17 protein-coding genes are annotated in these 20,334 nt (G+C 38.8%); 13 read left to right on the top strand and 4 right to left on the bottom strand.

Going from position 1 to position 20,334, the window contains the following annotated elements; genetic code table 11:
- The first annotated feature begins 52 nt into the window (after positions 1 to 52).
- The 10 genes from hflX (at position 53) to zupT (ending at position 11,933) form a co-directional block, all read left to right on the top strand.
- Entirely contained in the window at positions 53 to 1,339 is a 1,287-nt protein-coding gene (hflX, locus tag CD33_RS09980) for a GTPase HflX (protein WP_176400086.1), read from the top strand.
- A 297-nt stretch (positions 1,340 to 1,636) separates the two neighbouring features.
- Positions 1,637 to 3,124 carry a peptide MFS transporter gene (locus CD33_RS09975; RefSeq protein WP_036200507.1) on the top strand — a complete coding sequence of 496 codons (1,488 nt, stop codon included), beginning with the start codon at positions 1,637 to 1,639 and terminating at the stop codon, positions 3,122 to 3,124.
- 187 nt (positions 3,125 to 3,311) lie between these two features.
- Positions 3,312 to 4,196, top strand: coding sequence for a DUF6612 family protein (locus CD33_RS09970; protein WP_036200505.1), 885 nt, complete (start codon positions 3,312 to 3,314; stop codon positions 4,194 to 4,196).
- 252 nt (positions 4,197 to 4,448) lie between these two features.
- Positions 4,449 to 5,711 (top strand): DUF5068 domain-containing protein, encoded by a 1,263-nt coding sequence (locus CD33_RS09965; RefSeq protein WP_036200653.1) that lies wholly within the window; start codon positions 4,449 to 4,451, stop codon positions 5,709 to 5,711.
- Between the two features lie 624 nt (positions 5,712 to 6,335).
- Positions 6,336 to 7,289, top strand: a complete 954-nt coding sequence (locus tag CD33_RS09960) for an ABC transporter permease (RefSeq protein ID WP_036200502.1) — start codon at positions 6,336 to 6,338, stop codon at positions 7,287 to 7,289.
- Positions 7,279 to 8,232, top strand: a complete 954-nt coding sequence (locus tag CD33_RS09955; protein WP_036200501.1) for an iron chelate uptake ABC transporter family permease subunit — start codon at positions 7,279 to 7,281, stop codon at positions 8,230 to 8,232. The genes CD33_RS09960 and CD33_RS09955 overlap by 11 nt, the downstream gene beginning before the upstream one ends.
- Positions 8,229 to 8,996 (top strand): iron ABC transporter ATP-binding protein, encoded by a 768-nt coding sequence (locus CD33_RS09950; RefSeq protein WP_036200500.1) that lies wholly within the window; start codon positions 8,229 to 8,231, stop codon positions 8,994 to 8,996. Before CD33_RS09955 ends, CD33_RS09950 begins: the two co-directional genes overlap by 4 nt.
- Positions 8,997 to 9,172: 176 nt before the next feature.
- Complete coding sequence (locus CD33_RS09945; RefSeq protein ID WP_036200498.1) at positions 9,173 to 10,213, top strand: siderophore ABC transporter substrate-binding protein; 1,041 nt, start codon at positions 9,173 to 9,175, stop codon at positions 10,211 to 10,213.
- Between the two features lie 65 nt (positions 10,214 to 10,278).
- Positions 10,279 to 10,611 (top strand): antibiotic biosynthesis monooxygenase family protein, encoded by a 333-nt coding sequence (locus CD33_RS09940; protein ID WP_036200496.1) that lies wholly within the window; start codon positions 10,279 to 10,281, stop codon positions 10,609 to 10,611.
- Positions 10,612 to 11,114: 503 nt separating this feature from the next.
- On the top strand, positions 11,115 to 11,933 hold the full coding sequence (gene zupT, locus CD33_RS09935; RefSeq protein ID WP_036200495.1) for a zinc transporter ZupT: 819 nt from the start codon (positions 11,115 to 11,117) through the stop codon (positions 11,931 to 11,933).
- 111 nt (positions 11,934 to 12,044) lie between these two features.
- On the opposite strand, the gene CD33_RS09930 is transcribed toward zupT, so the two are convergent.
- The 3 genes from CD33_RS09930 to thrC form a co-directional block, all read right to left on the bottom strand.
- Positions 12,045 to 12,686, bottom strand: a complete 642-nt coding sequence (locus CD33_RS09930; protein ID WP_036200494.1) for an NAD(P)-dependent oxidoreductase — start codon at positions 12,684 to 12,686, stop codon at positions 12,045 to 12,047.
- Positions 12,687 to 12,846: 160 nt separating this feature from the next.
- Positions 12,847 to 13,761, bottom strand: a complete 915-nt coding sequence (thrB, locus tag CD33_RS09925) for a homoserine kinase (RefSeq protein WP_036200493.1) — start codon at positions 13,759 to 13,761, stop codon at positions 12,847 to 12,849.
- Positions 13,758 to 14,810, bottom strand: coding sequence for a threonine synthase (thrC, locus tag CD33_RS09920; RefSeq protein WP_036200492.1), 1,053 nt, complete (start codon positions 14,808 to 14,810; stop codon positions 13,758 to 13,760). Before thrC ends, thrB begins: the two co-directional genes overlap by 4 nt.
- 198 nt (positions 14,811 to 15,008) lie before the next feature.
- Here thrC and niaP point away from each other — a divergent pair, with 198 nt between their 5' ends.
- The 3 genes from niaP to CD33_RS09905 all read left to right on the top strand — a co-directional run bounded on the left by niaP (position 15,009) and on the right by CD33_RS09905 (position 18,757).
- Positions 15,009 to 16,238, top strand: coding sequence for an MFS transporter (gene niaP, locus CD33_RS09915; RefSeq protein ID WP_036200491.1), 1,230 nt, complete (start codon positions 15,009 to 15,011; stop codon positions 16,236 to 16,238).
- A gap of 248 nt (positions 16,239 to 16,486) precedes the next feature.
- Positions 16,487 to 17,341, top strand: coding sequence for a MurR/RpiR family transcriptional regulator (locus CD33_RS09910; protein WP_036200490.1), 855 nt, complete (start codon positions 16,487 to 16,489; stop codon positions 17,339 to 17,341).
- 492 nt (positions 17,342 to 17,833) lie between these two features.
- Positions 17,834 to 18,757 carry a manganese-dependent inorganic pyrophosphatase gene (locus CD33_RS09905; protein WP_036200489.1) on the top strand — a complete coding sequence of 308 codons (924 nt, stop codon included), beginning with the start codon at positions 17,834 to 17,836 and terminating at the stop codon, positions 18,755 to 18,757.
- 107 nt (positions 18,758 to 18,864) lie between these two features.
- Here CD33_RS09905 and CD33_RS09900 read toward each other — a convergent pair whose 3' ends face one another.
- On the bottom strand, positions 18,865 to 20,241 hold the full coding sequence (locus CD33_RS09900; protein WP_036200488.1) for an FAD-dependent oxidoreductase: 1,377 nt from the start codon (positions 20,239 to 20,241) through the stop codon (positions 18,865 to 18,867).
- Positions 20,242 to 20,334: the final 93 nt, after the last annotated feature.

Here is a 20,334-nt window from a genome sequence, read left to right as displayed (position 1 = left end):
AATCATCTGAACAACAAACAAGAGACGTGTTTTATAACAGGGAGGTTTCCTAGTGACAAATTTGCAAGAGATAGAAACAATTATCGAGAAAGCAATCTTGGTAGGCGTCAATTTACAAAATGATCGTAACTTCAATTACTCCATGGAAGAGTTGGAAAGTTTGGCGGAAGCGTTGGACGTTGAAGTGATCGGAAGTGTTATCCAAAATTTGGAGAGGGTAAATCCTTCTCATTATGTAGGAACAGGAAAAATAGAAGAAATAAAGAACTTCGTGGACGAGGCAGAAGCAAACCTTGTCATTTTCAATGATGAATTATCCCCTTCGCAAATTCGGAACCTTGAGCATGACTTGGAATGTAAAGTAATCGATCGTACGATGCTCATTTTGGATATTTTTGATCGCCGTGCAAATACAAGAGAAGCACAAATGCAAGTTGAATTGGCACAATTGCAATATATGTTGCCTCGACTTGTTGGTTTGCATGCATCTCTCTCCCGCCAAGGTGGCGGCACTGGTGGCGGTTTTAGAAACCGTGGTGCAGGGGAAACAAAACTGGAATTAGATCGACGAAAAATTGAAGATCAAATTGCGAAACTGCGCAAAGATCTAGAGGTCGTCAAAAACATAAGGGAAACCCAAAGAAAGAAACGACGCAAAAATGAAGTGCCAGTTGTCTCTCTGGTGGGGTATACAAACGCAGGGAAGTCCACCATTATGAACCGACTGCTAAAGAAGATTGGGCAAGAGGATAATAAACAAGTATTCGAAAAGGACATGCTATTCGCAACACTGGATACTTCCGTGCGAAATATTGAATTGCCCGATAGAAAGACATTCCTGCTGACGGACACGGTAGGGTTTGTTAGCAAGCTCCCGCACCATTTAGTCAAAGCATTCCGCTCTACTTTGGAGGAAGCGAGAGAAGCAGACCTATTATTGCATGTTGTGGATGTTTCCAATGAACAACATCCATTTATGATGGACGTGACAAACAAGACGCTCAGCGAGGTGGATGTTGAAGGAATACCAACTATATATGTTTATAACAAATCGGATTTGGCAAATGTAAAGTATCCATTAGTAAGTGGCGATAATATTTGGGTTTCAGCACAGGATGGCCAAGGTCTAGATGAGTTGGTGGAATTAATACGCCAACATGTCTTTTCTGATTATGTAGAATGTGAAATGCTGATTCCATTTGACCGTGGCGATGTTGTTTCCTACCTAAACGCCAATGCACAAGTGAAGGATACGGAATATGAAGAAAATGGTACGAAACTTCTTGTGGAACTTAAAGGAGCAGATTTAAAAAAATATGAGCAGTATGTTATAAAATAACGTGAGTGGGTAACGATGAATATGTCGTTACCTCTTTTTTTTACATAAATTTAATATTTGGGATATTAGGAAGTAACGGAAATAAAAGGAAAAAATTATTTTGATATATTATAAAAATATGGAATTTGATAAAATGTAGCGAAAATAGAGAAGAAAGAGAAATTTCTAACTTTTATATAATATATTGAAAAAACTTTAATTATGCTTTAATGTATTAAAGTGCAGTTGTCGGACAAATAGCCATGCAAGGTAAATTGTCGGAAAATATGAAAAAATAAAACGGAAGAGGGTATCTTTATGTACAGTAAAGACGAAATAGTCAAATCCGTTCCTCAAAAAGGTTTTTTTGGACATCCTAAAGGATTATTAACATTATTCTTTACAGAATTTTGGGAACGTTTCTCATATTACGGAATGCGTGCCATTCTTATCCTTTACATGTACTATGAGTTACATGAAGGCGGATTAGGTTTAGATCGAGGAACTGCAAACTCAATTATGGCTCTTTATGGGTCGTTAATTTATATGTCAGGTATAATCGGTGGGTGGTTTGCTGACCGAATTTGGGGTACACGCAAGACCGTATTCTATGGTGGAATTCTTATTATGATCGGGCATATCGCCTTGGCATTTCCAGGAGGACTTACCGCATTATTAATCTCGATGGCATTCATCATTATCGGTACGGGATTATTAAAATCGAATGTATCAACAATTGTTGGAGATATGTATGCTGAAGGGGATAACCGCCGTGATTCAGGTTTCAGCATTTTCTACATGGGGATTAACATGGGGGCATTTATATCCCCACTAATTATCGGATTTGTTGGTGAAAGATATAATTTCCATTTAGGCTTTGGTATCGCTGCAGTCGGTATGTTTATTGGATTGGTAGTTTTTTATGTAACTCAGAAGAAATTTTTAGGCTTGGCCGGTCTTGAGGTCCCTAACCCACTTAATGGAGGGGAGAAAAAGAAAACAATTCGTAACGTTGTCATGGGTATTATCGCCATATTGATCGTTGGAGTGATTCTATACACTACAGGGAATCTAACGATGGCAATCTTTAGTTTAATCATTACAACATTAGGTGTATTGATTCCAACTATCTTCTTTATCGTTATGTATCGTAGTCCCAAAACGACGAAAGATGAGAAATCCCGTGTATTAGCATATATTCCATTGTTTATTGCCGCGGTAATGTTCTGGGCTATACAAGAACAGGGTGCTACAATTTTAGCGACGTATGCAGATACTCGTACAGATCTTACTATTGGAAGCTTCGACATACCTGTATCATGGTTCCAATCTTTGAACCCTTTATTCATCATCATGCTGGCACCGGTGTTTGCGTGGCTATGGCTGAAATTGGGGAGCCGCCAACCATCTACACCTAAGAAATTCGCAATCTCCTTATTCTTTGCAGGTGCTTCGTTCTTAGTAATGATTATCCCGGCGACAATTTCAGGTGGTTCAGAGCTTGTTAGTCCATGGTGGCTAGTACTTTCATTTTTCCTTGTAGTAGTAGGGGAGTTGCTATTATCACCTGTTGGTTTATCGGCAACAACAAAACTTGCACCTGCTGCATTCGCTGCTCAAACAATGTCTCTATGGTTCTTAACAAGTGCGGCAGCTCAGGCTATTAATGCTCAATTAGTTAGAATATATGAAGCAGTAACAGAAATTACTTATTTCGGTACCCTAGGAGGAATTTCTATTGTACTGGGTATTCTTTTGTTAATACTGACACCAATTATTTCAAGGGCAATGCGTGGAGTAAACTAGATAAAATTGAAATATTAAAAATATTAGTTCTTTTGACATAGGAAGTGGGCATTTCAGAGAGAGTCTGAGTGCCCGCTTTTTTTAGTAGAAAGGAATTATTTTTTAATAATATAGAAGAAAGTGAAATCTTTTTCATTTCCTAAACGTTAATACGTGGTACCCTTTATTTTGAAAGGATGGGATTAAGGTGAAAAAATGGATTATGATTCCTATGACAAGCTTACTCTTACTAGTATTATCAGCTTGTAATAGTACCGCAGAGCCAGCTACAGACTCAGAGGAGGCAGCGGGAAGCCAAGAGGAAAGCAAAAAAAGTGAGTTAACTTTGGAAGAAGTATATGAAAAGGCAATCGAGAGACAAAATGAATTAAAAAGCAGTAGTGCGGATATCAAGATGGAGCAAAAAATGACTTTTGGCAATGGTACCGAGAGTTTTGAAATGAATACTACAAGCGATATGAAAATGGACATAATTGTTGAACCGATGGAATCGTACATGGATGGAACGATACAAATGGCGGATCCTGAAACTGGTGAAGATACGAAACTGGATATGGAAATGTACATGACAGAAGAAGGATTATACATGCACGACTCTGAAACAAACCAGTGGTTGAAACTACCATCAGAGCAATTTGATGCAATTGTTGGACAAACTGCAAATCAAGTAGATGCTTCGGATCAATTAAAACAATTGCAAACATTTATCGATGATTTCAAATTTGAACAGACAGATTCTGAGTATGTTTTGACTATGAGTGCAGCAAGTGAAGAGTTCAGCAAATTTATACTGGAACAAATGCAAATCAGTGAAATGATTGGAATGGCTGAGGAAGAAAAAGAATTGTTCGAGAATATGAGTTTTGATACTGTAAATTACGTTATCACAATTGATAAAGAAACATTTGATATTCATAAAATGGATACTGTTGTTGATATGACGCTTGAAATGGAAGGCGAATCCGTAACGGTGGGTACAGATGTTAAAATCGCGTTCAATAATTTTGATGCAATTGAGGATATTACAGTCCCTCAAGAAGTAATCGATCAGGCAGTAGAAGTTCAATATTAGAATTTGGAGTTAGACTCGGGGAGTATTTTCTTGGGTTTAACTCATTTTTATTTATCCGAAATTGTGGAGTAGATAACGGGAGAACGATATAGTTCCTAAAATTTGGTGATACATAACGCATAGTATAATGACAATAATTGTAATTTTACTATGCCACTTTAAATGATAACTTTTTACAGCTTTTTACTTATATTACCAAAACAGTTTATGTGTTAGGATGTTACTAATTTGGAAATTGGAGGTTTAAGGAAATTGAATAAAACATGGATGTCTCTTTTGGCAATAGTGCTAACATCATTAATCCTCGGTGCCTGTGGCAGTGACGATGAATCAACAAAGGAACCAAAGGCAGAGGAAGATGCAAAGGCAACTGAGGAAACGACGGAAGAAGTTGAAAAAGTAGAGAAAGAAGCTGTAGAAACAACAGCTGCTACAAATAATACCGGCGAAATTTCAGACTTAATTAAATATATGGAAGAAGAAACAGAAGGAACTGCGAAGGTGCTTTATGAAAATAATGAACCGCAAGTCCATGAAATGGAAGGTGTAACGGTATCCCTGGATAACTATACACTTCTTGAATTAAATGATTTCCATACTGATTTTAGCATTCCTTTTAATGACCAAACGAATGGCGGTGTCATTTTAGCGCAGTATACAGTAAAGAATGAGTTGGACAAGGATGTCTATTATACACCATTCTTCTATCTATCATTCACGGGTGCAGAAAAAGCTTATAACAATTATAGAGATTTGCTGCCAGCTGAAGTACAGTTATCAGAAAAATTATCTCCATCAAATGATTACTTACTTAAAGCTGGTGAATCCGTAACAGGATACTACACTTACCCATTTGGTACAGATCACTTCCAAGCGGCATTAGATGTATCCACAACAGCAGTTGAAGTTCCAGCAGCACTTGCTGTAAAGGATGATTTTGGCTCGGCAATCGGAAAAAAAGGACAATTTACTTTAAGCCTGAGTACAGCGGGTGATGAAAAAGTGAAATCCAATGAAGCCTTTTATAAAGATAAAGCTACTGTTGAAGACATGGGTGTAAAGAAAATGTTGAAAGAAAAAAGCGGTATTGGCAAGAGTGAAGCACTGGGGGATGTTACGGTAACACTTGACGGATATCAGTTTACAGAATTTACCCCGAATGAGGTGGAAGCACCACGTTTTGATAATTTCAAAACTGGAATTGTACTGTTAACAGTTAAGTTCAATTTAGATAATAAAGGCGCAGAAGCCATCTCGCTTTCTTCAATGTCCTCCAAGTTGACGGTGAATGATGGTTCCCAGTATATGTTTGGGGAAGGCATGCTGCTGAATTATGGCTATAATGACCTAATTGCGGCAGGGGAATCTGGTGAGCTATTGCAAATTTATGTGCTTGATAAGGAACAGTATGTAAAAATATGGCAGAATAAACCTTTCGAAGTGGAAGTTGGACCGCTTCGAAACCAAGAAGCAAAAGATATTTCAAAGGGTAAGACAGCTGTATTCGGCTTTTAATAAATGATATAGGAACACATACCATTCCTGTAATATGGGATTAGATTGTCGACAAAAGGCTTTCAAGAGAATTTCACTCTGAAAGCCTTTTGTCATTTTTATAGAGTATAAAGTTAGCTAGATAGTAGTTGATAATGACTGCTACTTCTGCGGGAATAGCGTGTCGACCGATATCTCGCACAACGAAGAGACGATAGGATTTGACCACGCCCATGGAACAAGCCCTTTTCTTTCACAAAAAAACTACCAAAAGGGCTTCATCAGCAAACTTCCACATAGACTTCATCTTGCGTCCACCGGAATGAAAACGACTTACTCTATCTAAAACTGTTGACAGTATTTTAAAAGAAAAGACCATAGATAAACTCGGTTTTTTCTAAAATTATTATGTATCTTTTGGCACCAACATAAAGCAAATACAAATAAAGTTAAGATCTGCACTTCCTCTGTGGGAGAAAAAGTGGACGTTGACTCTTAATACTATATCTTTTGATAATTCAATGATTATCATTCTCAATCCATTATTGATTTTTTTTGATTCAATAAGATATACTAATAGATGAACTCGAGGTTGAGAATTATTTTCATTACATACTTGAGAATAAAAAGAATATGGGGATAAAAATGAGACTGTGGATGTTAATAATCGCAGCAGTCATCCTGTCGTTTATTTCGCTCTTTATTGGTGCGATTGATATAAAACCTAGTGATTTGCTTAATTGGGATTCACGGGAAATGCAAATTTTCTTAATCAGTCGTGTGCCACGTCTAATTGCGATTATTTTAGCGGGTGTAGGGATGAGTATTGCGGGCTTAATCATGCAGAGCTTAAGTCGAAACAAATTCGTTTCTCCAACAACAGCAGGAACATTGGATGCTGCTAAGTTAGGGATTCTCATTTCGATGTTGTTCTTTACTAATGTAACGTACACACAGCAAGTTATTTTCAGTTTTGCGTTTGCGTTAATTGGAACTTTGCTTTTCATGCAAATTTTAGATCGAATTAAATTTAAAGATGTTATTTTTGTACCGTTAATCGGGATTATGTACGGAAACATTCTATCCTCGATTACGACGTTCTTCGCATATGAAGCAGATTTGCTGCAAAATATCAGCTCATGGTTAATGGGCAGCTTCACCTTGGTTATTGCAGGCCGTTATGAGCTTCTTTATCTGAGTATACCTGCCGTTATTTTAGCTTATCTTTATGCCAATAAATTTACGGTTGCGGGCATGGGAGAAGACTTTGCCAAAAATTTAGGATTAAGTTATAAATTTGTCCTAAACATTGGCCTTATTCTGGTGGCGATAATTGCAACTACGGTTGTCCTGACGGTAGGGGTAATCCCTTTTTTAGGGTTAATCGTACCGAATATCGTTTCCCTCTATATGGGCGATAACTTGCGAAAAACTATCCCGCATACAGCTGTACTGGGGATCGTTTTCCTATTAATCTGCGACATTATCGGACGTGTGATTATTTATCCATACGAAATTCCGGTGAATGTGACAGTCGCGGTAATCGGCAGTGTAATCTTCTTAATTATGCTAATTAGGGGGAGAGCATATGCGAAATAGTACAAAGCTTATTATTTTAACAGTTATAGCACTTATCTGTATTTTATTATATGGATTTTATGATATTAAAGGCGGGTTTGATTATGCCTTTCCTCGACGCATGATGCGTGTGGGGGCAATGGTAATCACCGGATTTGCAATCGCATACTCGACAGTGGTGTTCCAGACCATTACACATAACCGAATTTTGACTCCTTCAGTTATGGGCATCGACTCGATGTTCGAAGTTGTGCAGACGCTAATTTTCTTCTTTGCAGGATCGGTCTCTATCTGGGTAGTGAACCAATATCTTAATTTTGCTGTATCGATTGTGGCGATGATATTATTTGCATTGATTTTATATCGCTTCCTTTTCCGTGCAGATAAGCATCCGATATATTTATTATTATTAATCGGAATGATATTGGGCACATTCCTTGGCAGTCTAGTTTCTTTCTTACAGGTGCTAATCGATCCCGTTGAATATTTAAGTTTGCAAAGTAGACTATTTGCTAGCTTCACAAATATTAAAGTAGAGTTGCTATATATTTCGATTGGTATTCTATTACTTGCATTTGCATACGGTTACCGTATAATGGGCCAATTGGACGTTATGTCACTTGGTCGGGAGAATGCCATCAATTTAGGGATAAACTATGATCGTCTCGTCCTGAACGTTTTAATATTATCTTCGGTTCTGATTGCCACTTCAACGGCATTAGTTGGACCAATTACATTCTTTGGCTTAATTGTTGCAAATCTATCGTACCAATTTTTGGTCACATACAAGCACTCTATACTGATTTTGGGCGCAGGCTTAATAAGTGTGATCGCTCTAGTCGGTGGACAGTTCATTGTTGAGCATATCTTTGAGATGAATACGACATTGAGTGTGATTATTAACTTTGTCGGTGGTATTTACTTTATTTATCTATTATTAAAGGAAAGTAGGGCAGCAGGATGATTGAAATCAAAGGATTAACAAAGAGATTTGGTAACAAACCTGTTGTGGAAGACGTTTCCATTAAAATTCAGCCAGGAGCCATTACTTCATTTATCGGACCAAATGGTGCGGGAAAATCTACTCTCTTATCAATGGTTAGCCGCTTACTGGATGCGGATACAGGCGAAGTATTGCTGGATAAAAACGATGTGAAAAAATGGAAGTCCGATGAATTCGCAAAGCGGGTTTCTATATTAAAGCAGGCAAATTTTCTTAATGTGCGGTTAACGATTCGTGAGCTTGTCTCTTTTGGTCGGTATCCCTATTCGAAAGGTCGTTTAACGACAGAAGATGAACAATTTGTAGATCAAGCGATTGCCTATATGAATTTGACGGATATGCAAGATAAGTTTTTGGATGAATTGTCAGGCGGGCAAAAACAACGGGCGTTTATCGCTATGGTAATTGCCCAAGATACGGAATATATCCTTCTGGATGAGCCATTAAATAATCTTGATATGAAGCATTCTGTTCAAATTATGAAAATATTGCGCAAGCTCGTTGATGATCTTGGCAAAACGGTGGTCATTGTATTGCATGATATTAATTTTGCCTCGGTATACTCGGATAATATTGTTGCTCTAAAAAATGGCAGAGTAGTTAAGGATGGACCAACTAACGAGATCATTAACTCCGAGGCCCTACGTGAAATATATGATATGAACATCCCAGTGCAGGAGCAAAATGGATGCCGCATATGCGTTTATTTTAACTCGCATTCGTAATGATTAATGATTTAGAGAAGTTTTGGTAAACATACTTTTCTAAATCATTTTTTTATAAAATGAGCGAAAGATTTTGAAAAAGGTGTTGACCTTTCATGTCTAAGTGCTATAATTTCAATTAGTTAGTTGATAATGATTATCATTATCGCGAAAAGATAGATAGGAGAGAAATAAAAATGAAAAATTGGAAATTACTAAGTGTAATTTTAGCAAGTCTATTATTTGTTCTTGCAGCATGCGGTGGATCTGACGAATCAAAGGAATCAAATGCTGACACGCAGACAGAAGAACAATCAGCTACTGAAGATACAACTGAAAATGCAGAGGGTCCTGTTTACCCGATGACAATATCTCCAACAATTGCTTCTACTGAAGATGAAAAAACTGGTACAATCGCTTTTGAAGATGTAACACTAGAAGAAATGCCGAAAAAAATGGTTGTATTTGATTATGGATTCCTGGATACATTAGATGCAATTGGGGTTGAAGGGATTGTTGGTGTACCTAAAGATTCTACACTGCCAGAGCACCTTTCTAAATATGACAGTGATGAGTATGCTAGCGTTGGGAATTTAAAAACTCCATTACTTGAAGATATCGCCGCTTTAGAACCGGACGTAATTTTCATTTCTGGCCGCCAAGCAGCATTCTATGATCAATTAAAAGAAATTACTCCTAATGTAATCTTCGTTGGGACGAACCAAGATGATTATTGGAACACTTTCTTGGCATCGACTGAAATTGCAGCTCAAATGTTCGGTAAAGAAGCCGAAGTCCAAGAGCATGTTGCAAAAATCGACTCAGCAATTGAGGAAGTAAAAGCATTAAGTTCCCAATATGATACTTCATTAGTAACAATGTACAATGAAGGTAAATTAGCTGGATTTGCCAAAGAATCACGTTTCGGTTATATCTATGATATTTATGGATTCACTCCTGTAACGGAAGATATTGCATCATCTTCACATGGTTCAGACTTCGGCTTTGAAGCAATTTTAGAGTTCGACCCTCAAGTATTATTCGTAATCGACCGTACAGCAGCAGTTGGCGATACATCCAACATCGACAAGGATATGGAAAATGACATTATAAAAGAAACTGTTGCATATAAAAATGATAAAATTGTTTACTTAGATGGACCACTTTGGTATTTAAGTGGAGGCGGGTTACAATCAGAGCTTGCTAAAATCCAGGAAATTTTGGATGAATTAAAATAAACACATCAAAGAAGGCTATCCCAATTTTGGGGTGGCCTTATCTTAAATATAAGGAGGAAATAGCCATGTTTGTTCAAATTCGTAAGTGGACGTTAACAGAAGGAAATTCAGATAAAATATTGGAGCGTTTCAAAAAGAAAGAGGGGGAAGGTCCTTCTATAATCGAACAACGAGAAGGATTTATCAGTCGCGAGCTTCTTGTGAAAAATGTGCGCCGTGGAGAAGAAGAAGTGATCATGATTATCCGTTGGGAGTCTGAAGAGGCTTGGAAAGCATGGGAAAAGAGTCCTGAGCACATTGCCGGCCATAAAGAAAAAATTAAAGAACATGGAGGGAAGCCTCCAAAACCGGAATACGTTATCAGCATGGAACATGGTAACTACATAGTAGTGGAATAGAAGGTTTGGTAGTCCCAAGGGTTGTGAAAAACAGCTTTTGGGGCTTTTTTTTATACTCTACTTGTTAATATGAAGAATTCACTTGTTTCGTAATCTAGGTGTTTGTACGAACAAAGCACCCTAAAGGATAATATGATAATTAACAACACCTATAATAGGTGTATCAGAGTGTAGATAAAGTCGATCTTCGACTTTGTCTACACGTTTTTTAAGGCAATTTCCTTCAATAAAAAATTACCCAGACTGTCTTGAAAAATGCTTGGCAGACAACCAACGCAGGATGAAAGCGTTTGTCAACAGTCTGCAACACCTATAATAGCTGTATTTTTTCTAGCAATGGGTACGAAAAAATACGTGTGGCTATTAAGAAATAAGATCAGTGATGCTTTGTTCTTAAAGTTTTCCTTATGCACAACATATCGCTTTGGTAAAAAAAGTTGCACAAAGGAAACTTCTAGGTATATAATAGTAGTATCATAGTAAAAGAGGAGACTAATAACGAAATGGAAGGTAATGTACTTTTAGCTTTAGGTTTGACCTTGTTTGCTGGTTTGGCTACTGGGGTGGGGGCACTTATTGCTTTCTTTACTTCACGTACGAACAAGAAATTTCTTTCTGTCGCTTTAGGTTTTTCCGCAGGTGTTATGATTTATGTCTCTTTAATAGAAATCTTTGTTAAGGCTAAAGATGCCCTGGTGGCAGCGCATGGGGAATCCCAAGGATATTGGCTGACGGTAATGGGGTTCTTTGGGGGGATAGTATTTATTGCATTGATTGACCGCTTTATACCCACAAAGAATAATCCGCATGAGGTAAAAACTGTGGAGGATGTGCATGCTGCAGAATCTGGTGCACGGGTCGTGGATGAAGATAAACTGATGAAAATGGGAATGTTCACAGCATTGGCAATTGCGATTCACAACTTCCCAGAAGGTATCGCTACCTTTATGTCGGCTATGCAAGATCCAAGCGTCGGAATTGCCATTGCCATAGCTGTTGCGATTCACAATATTCCTGAAGGGATTGCAGTTGCCATTCCAATCTTCTTTGCAACCGGAATCCGGAAAAAGGCGTTCAAACTTTCATTTCTATCGGGTTTGGCTGAGCCGGTAGGGGCTATCGTCGCATATTTGATCCTGATGCCATTTTTAACCGATACGATGTTTGGAATTGTATTTGCAGCTGTAGCTGGGATCATGGTCTTTATTTCGCTGGATGAACTTCTACCAGCGGCTAAAAAATATGATGAAACTCACTTATCGATTTATGGATTAGTTACAGGAATGGCTGTGATGGCACTGAGCCTATTGTTATTAGCATAACAAGGAAAAGTTCCTTTTCAAATTATTAAATGCCCTTAAAGACAGTAGATGACTTTAAGGGCATTCTTTATAGTCAATACGCCGGTTTGGCATTGTCTCTATGGAGTAATGCTACGAGCTGCTCGTTGCGTTTTCGGAAGCAACTGTAAAACGCGTATTTTCATGAACTGGACTTTCAATTTCATCCAGTACAGCTACTGCGTAATCTGCATAGCTGACATAGCTTATCTGTTGGGAGTTTAGTAAGAGATGGTCTTTACCTAAAATGTAATGGCCTGTTCTTGGTCCATCGGAATCGAACAGTGCAGAGGGACTTAAAAATGTCCATTTGATAGAGGAGTTTTGTAAATCTACTAAATTTTGTAACTGTTGGACCGCTATTTCCCTATATTCTTCAGGATAGTCCGGAATATCAATCAACCTCGTTTTACCATCGATGAATAAACTTCCAGCACCTCCAACTACAAATAACTTCGTACTGCTTCCTTCTAAAAGCGATATAAGGAAGCGACCAAACTCAACGTGTAGATGCTCTTCACCTGGATGTGAACCAAATGCATTTACGACGACATCAAAATGGTGTAAATCTTGTTTGGTTAAGTCAAATACTTCTTTTTCTAGTATATTGACATGCTCCTTGGTAATTTTATCTTTGTTGCGAACAATGGCAGTTACATCATGGTGGCGCATTCTTGCTTCTGTTAAAATAGTGCTTCCGGCTTTACCAGTTGCCCCAATAATCCCAATTTTCATCTCGATTCCCCTTTCTAAGCGTTATTAAAACATCCCCTTAAATCCTTTATCCCCTAGATCGAACTTAGTGAAACCTAGGTTGGACAGCAACAATCATGACAAAATGAAAAAGATGTCCAATAGTTATATATATGAACCATTGGACATCTTTATTAATGTTTTAAGTGAAAACATCATTGAGAACTTGTATGGAAACACCCTGGTGATCAGCTTTAGTTAAAAGAATTTCATGTGTAGGGAAACGTTTTTTCATTGTTGAGACAAATTGGGCCCCAATAGCGCTTGGAATGATTGAAATAACGGTTGGTCCTGCTCCGCTTAGTGCTGTGCCATAAGCACCGGCTTGTTTGGCTGTGCGAAGTATTTCATCAAAATTTGGGATCAGGCTTGATCTGAAAGGTTCATGGAACAGGTCGGATTCCATATATTTCCCTATACGTTCATAATCTTTCGAGATGAGCGAAGCTGCTAACATATTGGCGTTTGCACTCGCGCGGACGGCATAGTTACGATCGAACTGTGCAGGTAATACCTTGCGGGCTTCAGACGTTTTCAACTCTACGGTTGGAATAAACACAACAAAAGAAGCTTCTATATCTTTTACGTGGATAGTATCAACGATCCCTTGCTCATCCATTTGTGAAATTGTTAAACCGCCTAGTACGGAAGCAGTGGCGTTATCAGGATGACCTTCAAATTGAGAAGAAATATTTAACTTATCTTGTATCGATAATTGCAAATCACATACAAGATTAGCTAGTTCAACTGCAGCAACGATTGCTGCGGCGCTGCTGCCCAATCCTCTCGCATAAGGGAGTTGACTACGCATCTCGATTCGACAAGGTGGCAATGTCTTTTTAAAACGGGCCGCAGTTTCCTTGGCGATTTTATAGATTAAGTGGTCTTCAATCACAAAATCTTGTGGAAGGTGATCGGAAACATGTATGATCTCCCAATTTTTTGCAAGTGACACTGTCAATTCTAGATAGAGGTTTAAACTAAGCCCGATGGAATCAAAGCCAGGCCCTAAATTGGCGGTGCTCCCAGGGACGGTAATACTCCATTTTTTACTCATAGAATACCCTCGATATAATGACGAATATCGTTTTCATCGTTTTGAAGGGAGACTAAATCAACTTTTGACACGTTCATAGCAGTATCTGGATCTTTTAATCCGTTACCTGTAAATACTGTTACCACTCGGCTGCCTTTTTCAATGCTGCCGTTGTTAACGGATTTAATAACACCTGCGAGAGAGGCGGCAGAACCAGGCTCTACAAAAATACCTTCAGTACTTGCTACCAATTTATATGCTTCCAAAATTTCATCATCCGTCACTAAATCAATAATTCCGCCGGATTCATCCCGTGCATTCTCAGCCAATTTCCAGCTTGCGGGATTTCCGATTCGAATTGCTGTAGCAACAGTTTCAGGGTTTGGTATTGCTTCGCCTTTGACGATTGCAGCGGCACCTTCCGCTTCGAATCCGTACATTTTAGGCAACCCTGTATTCTTTGCTTCATGATATTCTTTGAACCCTTTCCAGTACGCTGTAATATTACCGGCGTTTCCTACAGGTATACATAAAATATCCGGAGCTTGTCCTAGACTGTCGACAATTTCGAATGCGGCCGTTTTTTGACCTTCAATTCGATATGGGTTTACGGAGTTGACTAGTTTAACGGGTGTCGTTTCACTTACCTTGCGCACAATTGCAAGAGCATCATCAAAATTGCCGTCAATTTCAATTATTCTTGCTCCGTACATACAAGCTTGCGCTAACTTCCCTAAAGCAACTTTTCCTTTTGGAATAACGACAATTGATTGAATCCCTGCACGTGCAGCATAAGCGGACGCAGCTGCCGACGTATTGCCTGTCGAAGCGCAGATAACGCATTTTGCCCCGTCTTCGACTGCTTTGGCGACTGCAAATACCATTCCGCGATCCTTGAATGATCCTGTGGGATTGGCTCCTTCCACTTTCCCGTATAGTTCAATGCCCAATTTCTTTGAAAGATTGACTAAATGAATTAGGGGCGTGTTCCCCTCATTTAAAGTTAAGGCAGGTGTATTTTCGTTAACGGGTAAAAATTCTTTATATTCTTCGATAAGACCTTTCCACATAACAGATAATCTCCTTTTGTTCACGCTGGATGAACAGTTGTTTGTATATAAAAGACATTTTAACTCAAGTACTTGGTACTTTTCAATAGCATTTACCAATTTAACAGAATACACATATAAATTTTAGCTTGTCACATAATTGAAATAATTGTATGGTATATATGTGTAAATTCAAGTGTAAAGACAGGTGGGGGAGAAATGAGCAAAAATAAAGAAACAGCACCGATTTCACGTAATAAATTATTACGTGTGGCAGGTGTTGGCTGGATGTTTGATGCAATGGATGTTGGAATATTATCCTTTGTGATTGCTGCACTGGCAGTAGATTGGCAATTAACCTCTTCTCAAATGGGATGGATTGGAAGCATCAACTCCATTGGTATGGCGGTAGGGGCATTAGTATTCGGTGTGTTTGCAGATAAAGTAGGGCGCAAACAGATTTTTATGTGGACGTTAATTATTTTCTCTGTAGCGAGTGGCTTATCAGCTATTACAACAACCTTTGCAGTATTTCTTATTTTGAGATTTTTTGTAGGAATGGGTCTAGGTGGGGAATTGCCAGTAGCCTCCACATTAGTATCGGAAAGTGTTGAAGCAAAGGAGCGTGGGAAAGTTGTCGTTCTTTTGGAAAGCTTTTGGGCAGGAGGATGGTTGCTGGCAGCCGTTATTTCTTACTTTGTCATACCAGCAGATTTTTGGCCGATAGAAGGTTGGCGAGTAGCCTTGCTATTAACAGCCATCCCGGCATTATATGCAGTGTATATAAGAATACATCTACCTGATTCCCCGCAGTTTACTGCAAAAGAATCGGCAAAACAGCGCACGATCATGCAAAATATTGCAGGGGTTTGGGAGAGAAAATATTCCCGTTCTACACTTATGTTATGGATACTTTGGTTTACAGTAGTGTTTTCATATTATGGAATGTTCTTGTGGTTACCAAGTGTAATGGTAGGCAAAGGCTTCGACTTAATATCAAGTTTTAAATATGTATTGATTATGACATTGGCACAGCTTCCCGGGTACTTTACAGCCGCATGGTTTATTGAAAGATTAGGGAGAAAATTTGTGTTGATAACCTATTTGGTAGGTACAGCGGCAAGTGCATTTGTTTTCGGAAATGCTGATTCAACTGTTGTACTACTTGCTTCGGGGATTTTATTATCCTTCTTTAACCTGGGGGCATGGGGAGCGCTTTATGCCTATACGCCTGAACAATATCCGATGGTAATAAGAGGAACAGGTGCTGGAATGGCCGCAGCGGTTGGCCGAATTGGAGGAATTTTTGGTCCGCTTCTGGTAGGGTATTTATTGAATGCAGGATATGAAATTGGGTTTATCTTTGCTATCTTTTGTGTCTCAATTTTGATTGGTGCTGGAGCAGTCCTGTTCTTAGGAAAAGAAACAAAGCAAACTGAGTTGGAATAAAGGTGCATGACTGATTCGAGCATTTAATGGCTCGAATCGGTTTTTTATATGCCATAAAAAGGATTAAGCCTCTATATTCAATTAACAAGTATTTTGACAAATTTCCGACTTTTTCGGTTTAATGTGTTAAAGTTTTTTCTGAAAAGTCATTGTATTCAATCAATAATAGTGTTAATATCAATTATTAAATTAGTATATGTATACAAAAGTGAAAACAATAATTGAATAGAGGAAATGGGGGAGCTAAAATGAGCTTTTGTGAACAAATAAAAAAGCGTTTTATCCGTCTATCTAGAGGACAGCGTAAAGTTGCTCAGTTTACTATTGATAACCCAAACGTTATAGCTACTCATATAGCTTCGGATGTTGGAAAGCTGATAGGGGTAAGCGAATCGACTGTTATACGATTCTGTTATGCAATGGAATTGTCTGGTTTTTCGGAGCTGCAAGAGAAAATTCGGGCTGATTTAATGGGACAAGAAGAAAAGGTAGAGCAATCTCATCCGCTTATTTCCAAGAGAAATGTTAATCTTCTGAATGAAGTGATGAACCGGGATGTGGCGAGTATATTAAATACGATCAATATCATTAATGAAGAACAATTTGATCGGGCGATTAAATTGTTGCACGAATCGGAATGCTTATATGTACTCGGTTTGAGGCAATCTTCTCCTTCGGCAAACTTTTTGACTTGCACGCTAAGCAATTACCGTAGAAAGGTCAAGCAAATCCAACCGCTTGTCGAGAACATCGTACAGCAAATTAATAGTATGGAAGAAAATGCACTTCTATTTGTCATAGCGCTTGAACATAAAGCGGACGATGTATTGACCATCACAAAGATGGCCAAAAACAGAAAAGCGAAGGTAGTAGTTATAACGCATTCTTGTATATCATCAATAAGAGATAATGCAGATGTACTATTAACCGTTGGCTCACAAAAATCGGCATTAGCTGAAACAATAACCGCCGCGCATTCATTAATCCATGCATTAGTCGAAGGAATGGTCGCACAAAATAAAAAGCAATACACAAATTTTCAAAAAGTAAATGAACAACTTGGTAGTAATTCTTTATATACAGAAAAATCACTATATATTTGAGAACCTTTCTTCGGAGAGCGTATTCGTAAATTGCGGGGGCATTTACGAATGCGCTTTTTTACAAGAAAAGTGGAGAGCGCTCGCCCAGCTCTGACCACAACTGGAGGGGCTGTCTGTGAGGACGCTCTTTGTCCTCGCAGACAGGACCGAAGTTGTCGAAGAGCTAGCGCTCGCAACTAGACAATCAGAAAAGTGGAACGGGCTCGCTCAGCCGCGAACGAAACTGGAGACTTCCGGCAAGTGTGCTTGCACACGCGAAGGGAGTTGAAGTTTCCGAGCGGCTAGCCCGTGGAACTGGACAAAAGAAAATTGGAACGGGCTTGCTCAGCTCCGACCACAACTGGAGGGTAAAAAACGCACATCCAGTTGGAAAGATCATAAGCGGCGCGAAGCCGTATGCGAATAGGGTAAGTTCTTTTTTCTATTCATACCGTTGTGTGATAAAATAAACTCGAAATCATTGAACTAGAATCAATAGGAGGCCTCATATTCATGAGCAAAGTATTAATTTTCGGACACAAAAATCCAGATACAGACACAATCACTTCCGCAATTAGTTATGCCTATTTAAAACAACAACTTGGTGTGGATGCAGAAGCAGTTAGATTGGGTGAAGTAAACGGTGAAACTCAATATGCACTAGATAAATTCGGTTTTGATGCACCGCGACTAATCGATAATGTAGCGGGTCAAGCGAGTGAAGTAATTTTAGTCGATCATAATGAGCGTCAACAATCGGCCGATGGAATTGAAGAAGTGAAGGTGACGGAAGTAATCGACCATCACCGTATTGCAAACTTTGAAACTTCAGATCCATTATACTACCGTGCTGAGCCAGTTGGATGTACAGCAACAATACTTAATAAAATATACAAAGAAAATCATGTGGAAATCCCTTCGAATATTGCCGGCCTAATGCTATCTGCCATTGTATCGGATACACTATTATTTAAATCGCCTACTTGCACAGAACAAGACGTAATAGCAGGAAAAGAACTTGCAGAAGTAGCCGGTGTAAACCTGGAAGAGTATGGATTGGCTATGTTAAAAGCAGGTGCAGATCTTTCAGACAAGTCTTTAGAAGATCTTTTATCATTAGACGCAAAAGAATTTTCATTTGGCGACGTCAAATCAGTAGTAGCCCAAGTGAATGCAGTAGATGTGAATGATGTTCTAAATCGTAAAGACGAGCTAGTAACCCTATTAAATCAGAACTTGGAAGACAGAGGCCATGATCTTTACTTCTTTGTTGTGACAGATATATTAAACAACAATTCCACTGCTGTAGTCGTTGGCAATGCTGCTGAATCTGCTGCCAAAGCATTCGGAAAGACATTAGTAGACAATCTTGTTGACTTACCTGGTGTTGTATCACGTAAAAAACAGATTGTTCCTGTATTAACTGAAGGGCTATAAGAATTGAAAAGGTTGACCAGAATGTCATTTGAATCTGACTTTTGTGGTCAACCTTTTTTGTTGGCATTAATTAGGTTAAAAGCGAATTCGTTTGTCCTGATTGTGTATTATTTTAACTTCAATGGATAAACAGCAGGACCTTCTATTACATTGCCATTTTTGTCAAAACGGGAACCATGGCATGGACAATCCCAAGTTTCATCTCCTTTATTCCATCTTGTTTTACAGCCTAAGTGTGTACATTTGGGCGCTTCCATCCGTGTTAAGTAACCTTCAGCCAAGTTGGCTGTGACAAATCCGATAGTACTTAAGCCTCTTAATAAATTTTTCCCAAATTGATCACGAGTCGGACTGTAGAGATGGGCCGCTTTATGGTTTTCTTGACAAATCAAACTCGATAGAATCTCTCCAGCTACTAGTGAACTTGAAAGCCCCCATTTTCGGTAGCCAGTTGCGATATAGAGGTCCGGTGTATCTTCGGAAATCTGGCCAATATAAGGAACCAAATCGGGTGTATTTGGATCTTGAGCGCTCCATAGGAAAGGAGGTTCTGATAAATCAAAGGTCGTCTGCATCTCGTCTTTCAATGTTTCATAATAACCTTGTGTATCCTCGACTTCTCCAGCGATATGGCTACTCCCTCCATAAATCAGGTAAGGGATATTTTCTACTAGCGCTGTACGAATCGAACGTGAAGAACTTTCGACTGACAAGTATTGGCCTTTCATTAAGTCGGTAGTTTTAGACGCTAATAAATAGGAACGATCAATCGATAGCTTTGCCGTAATTAGCCCCTTGATTGACTCAATTGGGTAATGTGTACATAAAACCAATTTCTTAAAAGTAACCTTAGAATCATTGTCAGTTAATACAAATTTTTCATCAATTTCAACCTTTGTCACCCGGCTATTCGCATAGACTGCAGCCCCGTGTTCTAATGCGAGCTTTAAAAAATCTGTCGCAAATTTAGTCGGATGAATTTGTGCCGTATTCTCCATTTTGAGAGCCGATGTGACCTCAAAAGGAAGCTCGGTTTCAGTTGTCTCAACGCCTGGAATGTTTAATTCCTGATAAGCGTACAATTCTTTTTCTATCGTTTGTTTACCTGGAACGGTAGTGGCGTATAAATAAGAATCCACTCTTTCATACGAGTCTTGTGAAGCAACTTCCAGTGCTGATTCGATTGCATTTTTATTAGCTTCATAGTAGGTATAAACGTCTCCGGCAGAAAAGTACTTTAAGAGCTTAGAGTACACGACACCGTGCTGGGGAGTTAACTTGCCAGTGGAATGCCCGGTTGTACCAATGGCAAGAGATGGCTTCGCCTCTAGCAAAACAACATTCACACCTTTTTTTGCAAGCAGATAGGCTGTATATATTCCCGATAATCCGCCGCCAACAATGCATACATCACAATCCAAGGAAGTTGATAAAGTAGATAGTGGAGGGGTTTCCACATTTTTCAGCCATAATGAATTTTGCATAAGTGCCTCCAATTTATTTAATGCTAATGATGAAATCCATTTAAAGGAAAATCATAATGAGGAACAGTAAATCCTGCATCTTATGGAATTAGC

Origin of the sequence: Ureibacillus sinduriensis BLB-1 = JCM 15800 (assembly GCF_000772955.1) — a bacterium.
GTDB lineage: Bacteria > Bacillota > Bacilli > Bacillales_A > Planococcaceae > Ureibacillus > Ureibacillus sinduriensis.
This window is presented reverse-complemented; position numbering and strand designations above follow the sequence as displayed.

Coding starts and splice junctions, on each gene's coding strand:
- CD33_RS09960 (WP_036200502.1), top strand. CDS start 6,336: ATGAGACTGTGGATGTTAATAATCGCAGCAGTCATCCTGTCGTTTATT.
- CD33_RS09900 (WP_036200488.1), bottom strand. CDS start 20,241: ATGCAAAATTCATTATGGCTGAAAAATGTGGAAACCCCTCCACTATCT.
- CD33_RS09955 (WP_036200501.1), top strand. CDS start 7,279: ATGCGAAATAGTACAAAGCTTATTATTTTAACAGTTATAGCACTTATC.
- zupT (WP_036200495.1), top strand. CDS start 11,115: ATGGAAGGTAATGTACTTTTAGCTTTAGGTTTGACCTTGTTTGCTGGT.
- CD33_RS09905 (WP_036200489.1), top strand. CDS start 17,834: ATGAGCAAAGTATTAATTTTCGGACACAAAAATCCAGATACAGACACA.
- thrB (WP_036200493.1), bottom strand. CDS start 13,761: ATGAGTAAAAAATGGAGTATTACCGTCCCTGGGAGCACCGCCAATTTA.
- CD33_RS09950 (WP_036200500.1), top strand. CDS start 8,229: ATGATTGAAATCAAAGGATTAACAAAGAGATTTGGTAACAAACCTGTT.
- niaP (WP_036200491.1), top strand. CDS start 15,009: ATGAGCAAAAATAAAGAAACAGCACCGATTTCACGTAATAAATTATTA.
- CD33_RS09930 (WP_036200494.1), bottom strand. CDS start 12,686: ATGAAAATTGGGATTATTGGGGCAACTGGTAAAGCCGGAAGCACTATT.
- CD33_RS09910 (WP_036200490.1), top strand. CDS start 16,487: ATGAGCTTTTGTGAACAAATAAAAAAGCGTTTTATCCGTCTATCTAGA.
- thrC (WP_036200492.1), bottom strand. CDS start 14,810: ATGTGGAAAGGTCTTATCGAAGAATATAAAGAATTTTTACCCGTTAAC.
- CD33_RS09945 (WP_036200498.1), top strand. CDS start 9,173: ATGAAAAATTGGAAATTACTAAGTGTAATTTTAGCAAGTCTATTATTT.
- CD33_RS09975 (WP_036200507.1), top strand. CDS start 1,637: ATGTACAGTAAAGACGAAATAGTCAAATCCGTTCCTCAAAAAGGTTTT.
- CD33_RS09940 (WP_036200496.1), top strand. CDS start 10,279: ATGTTTGTTCAAATTCGTAAGTGGACGTTAACAGAAGGAAATTCAGAT.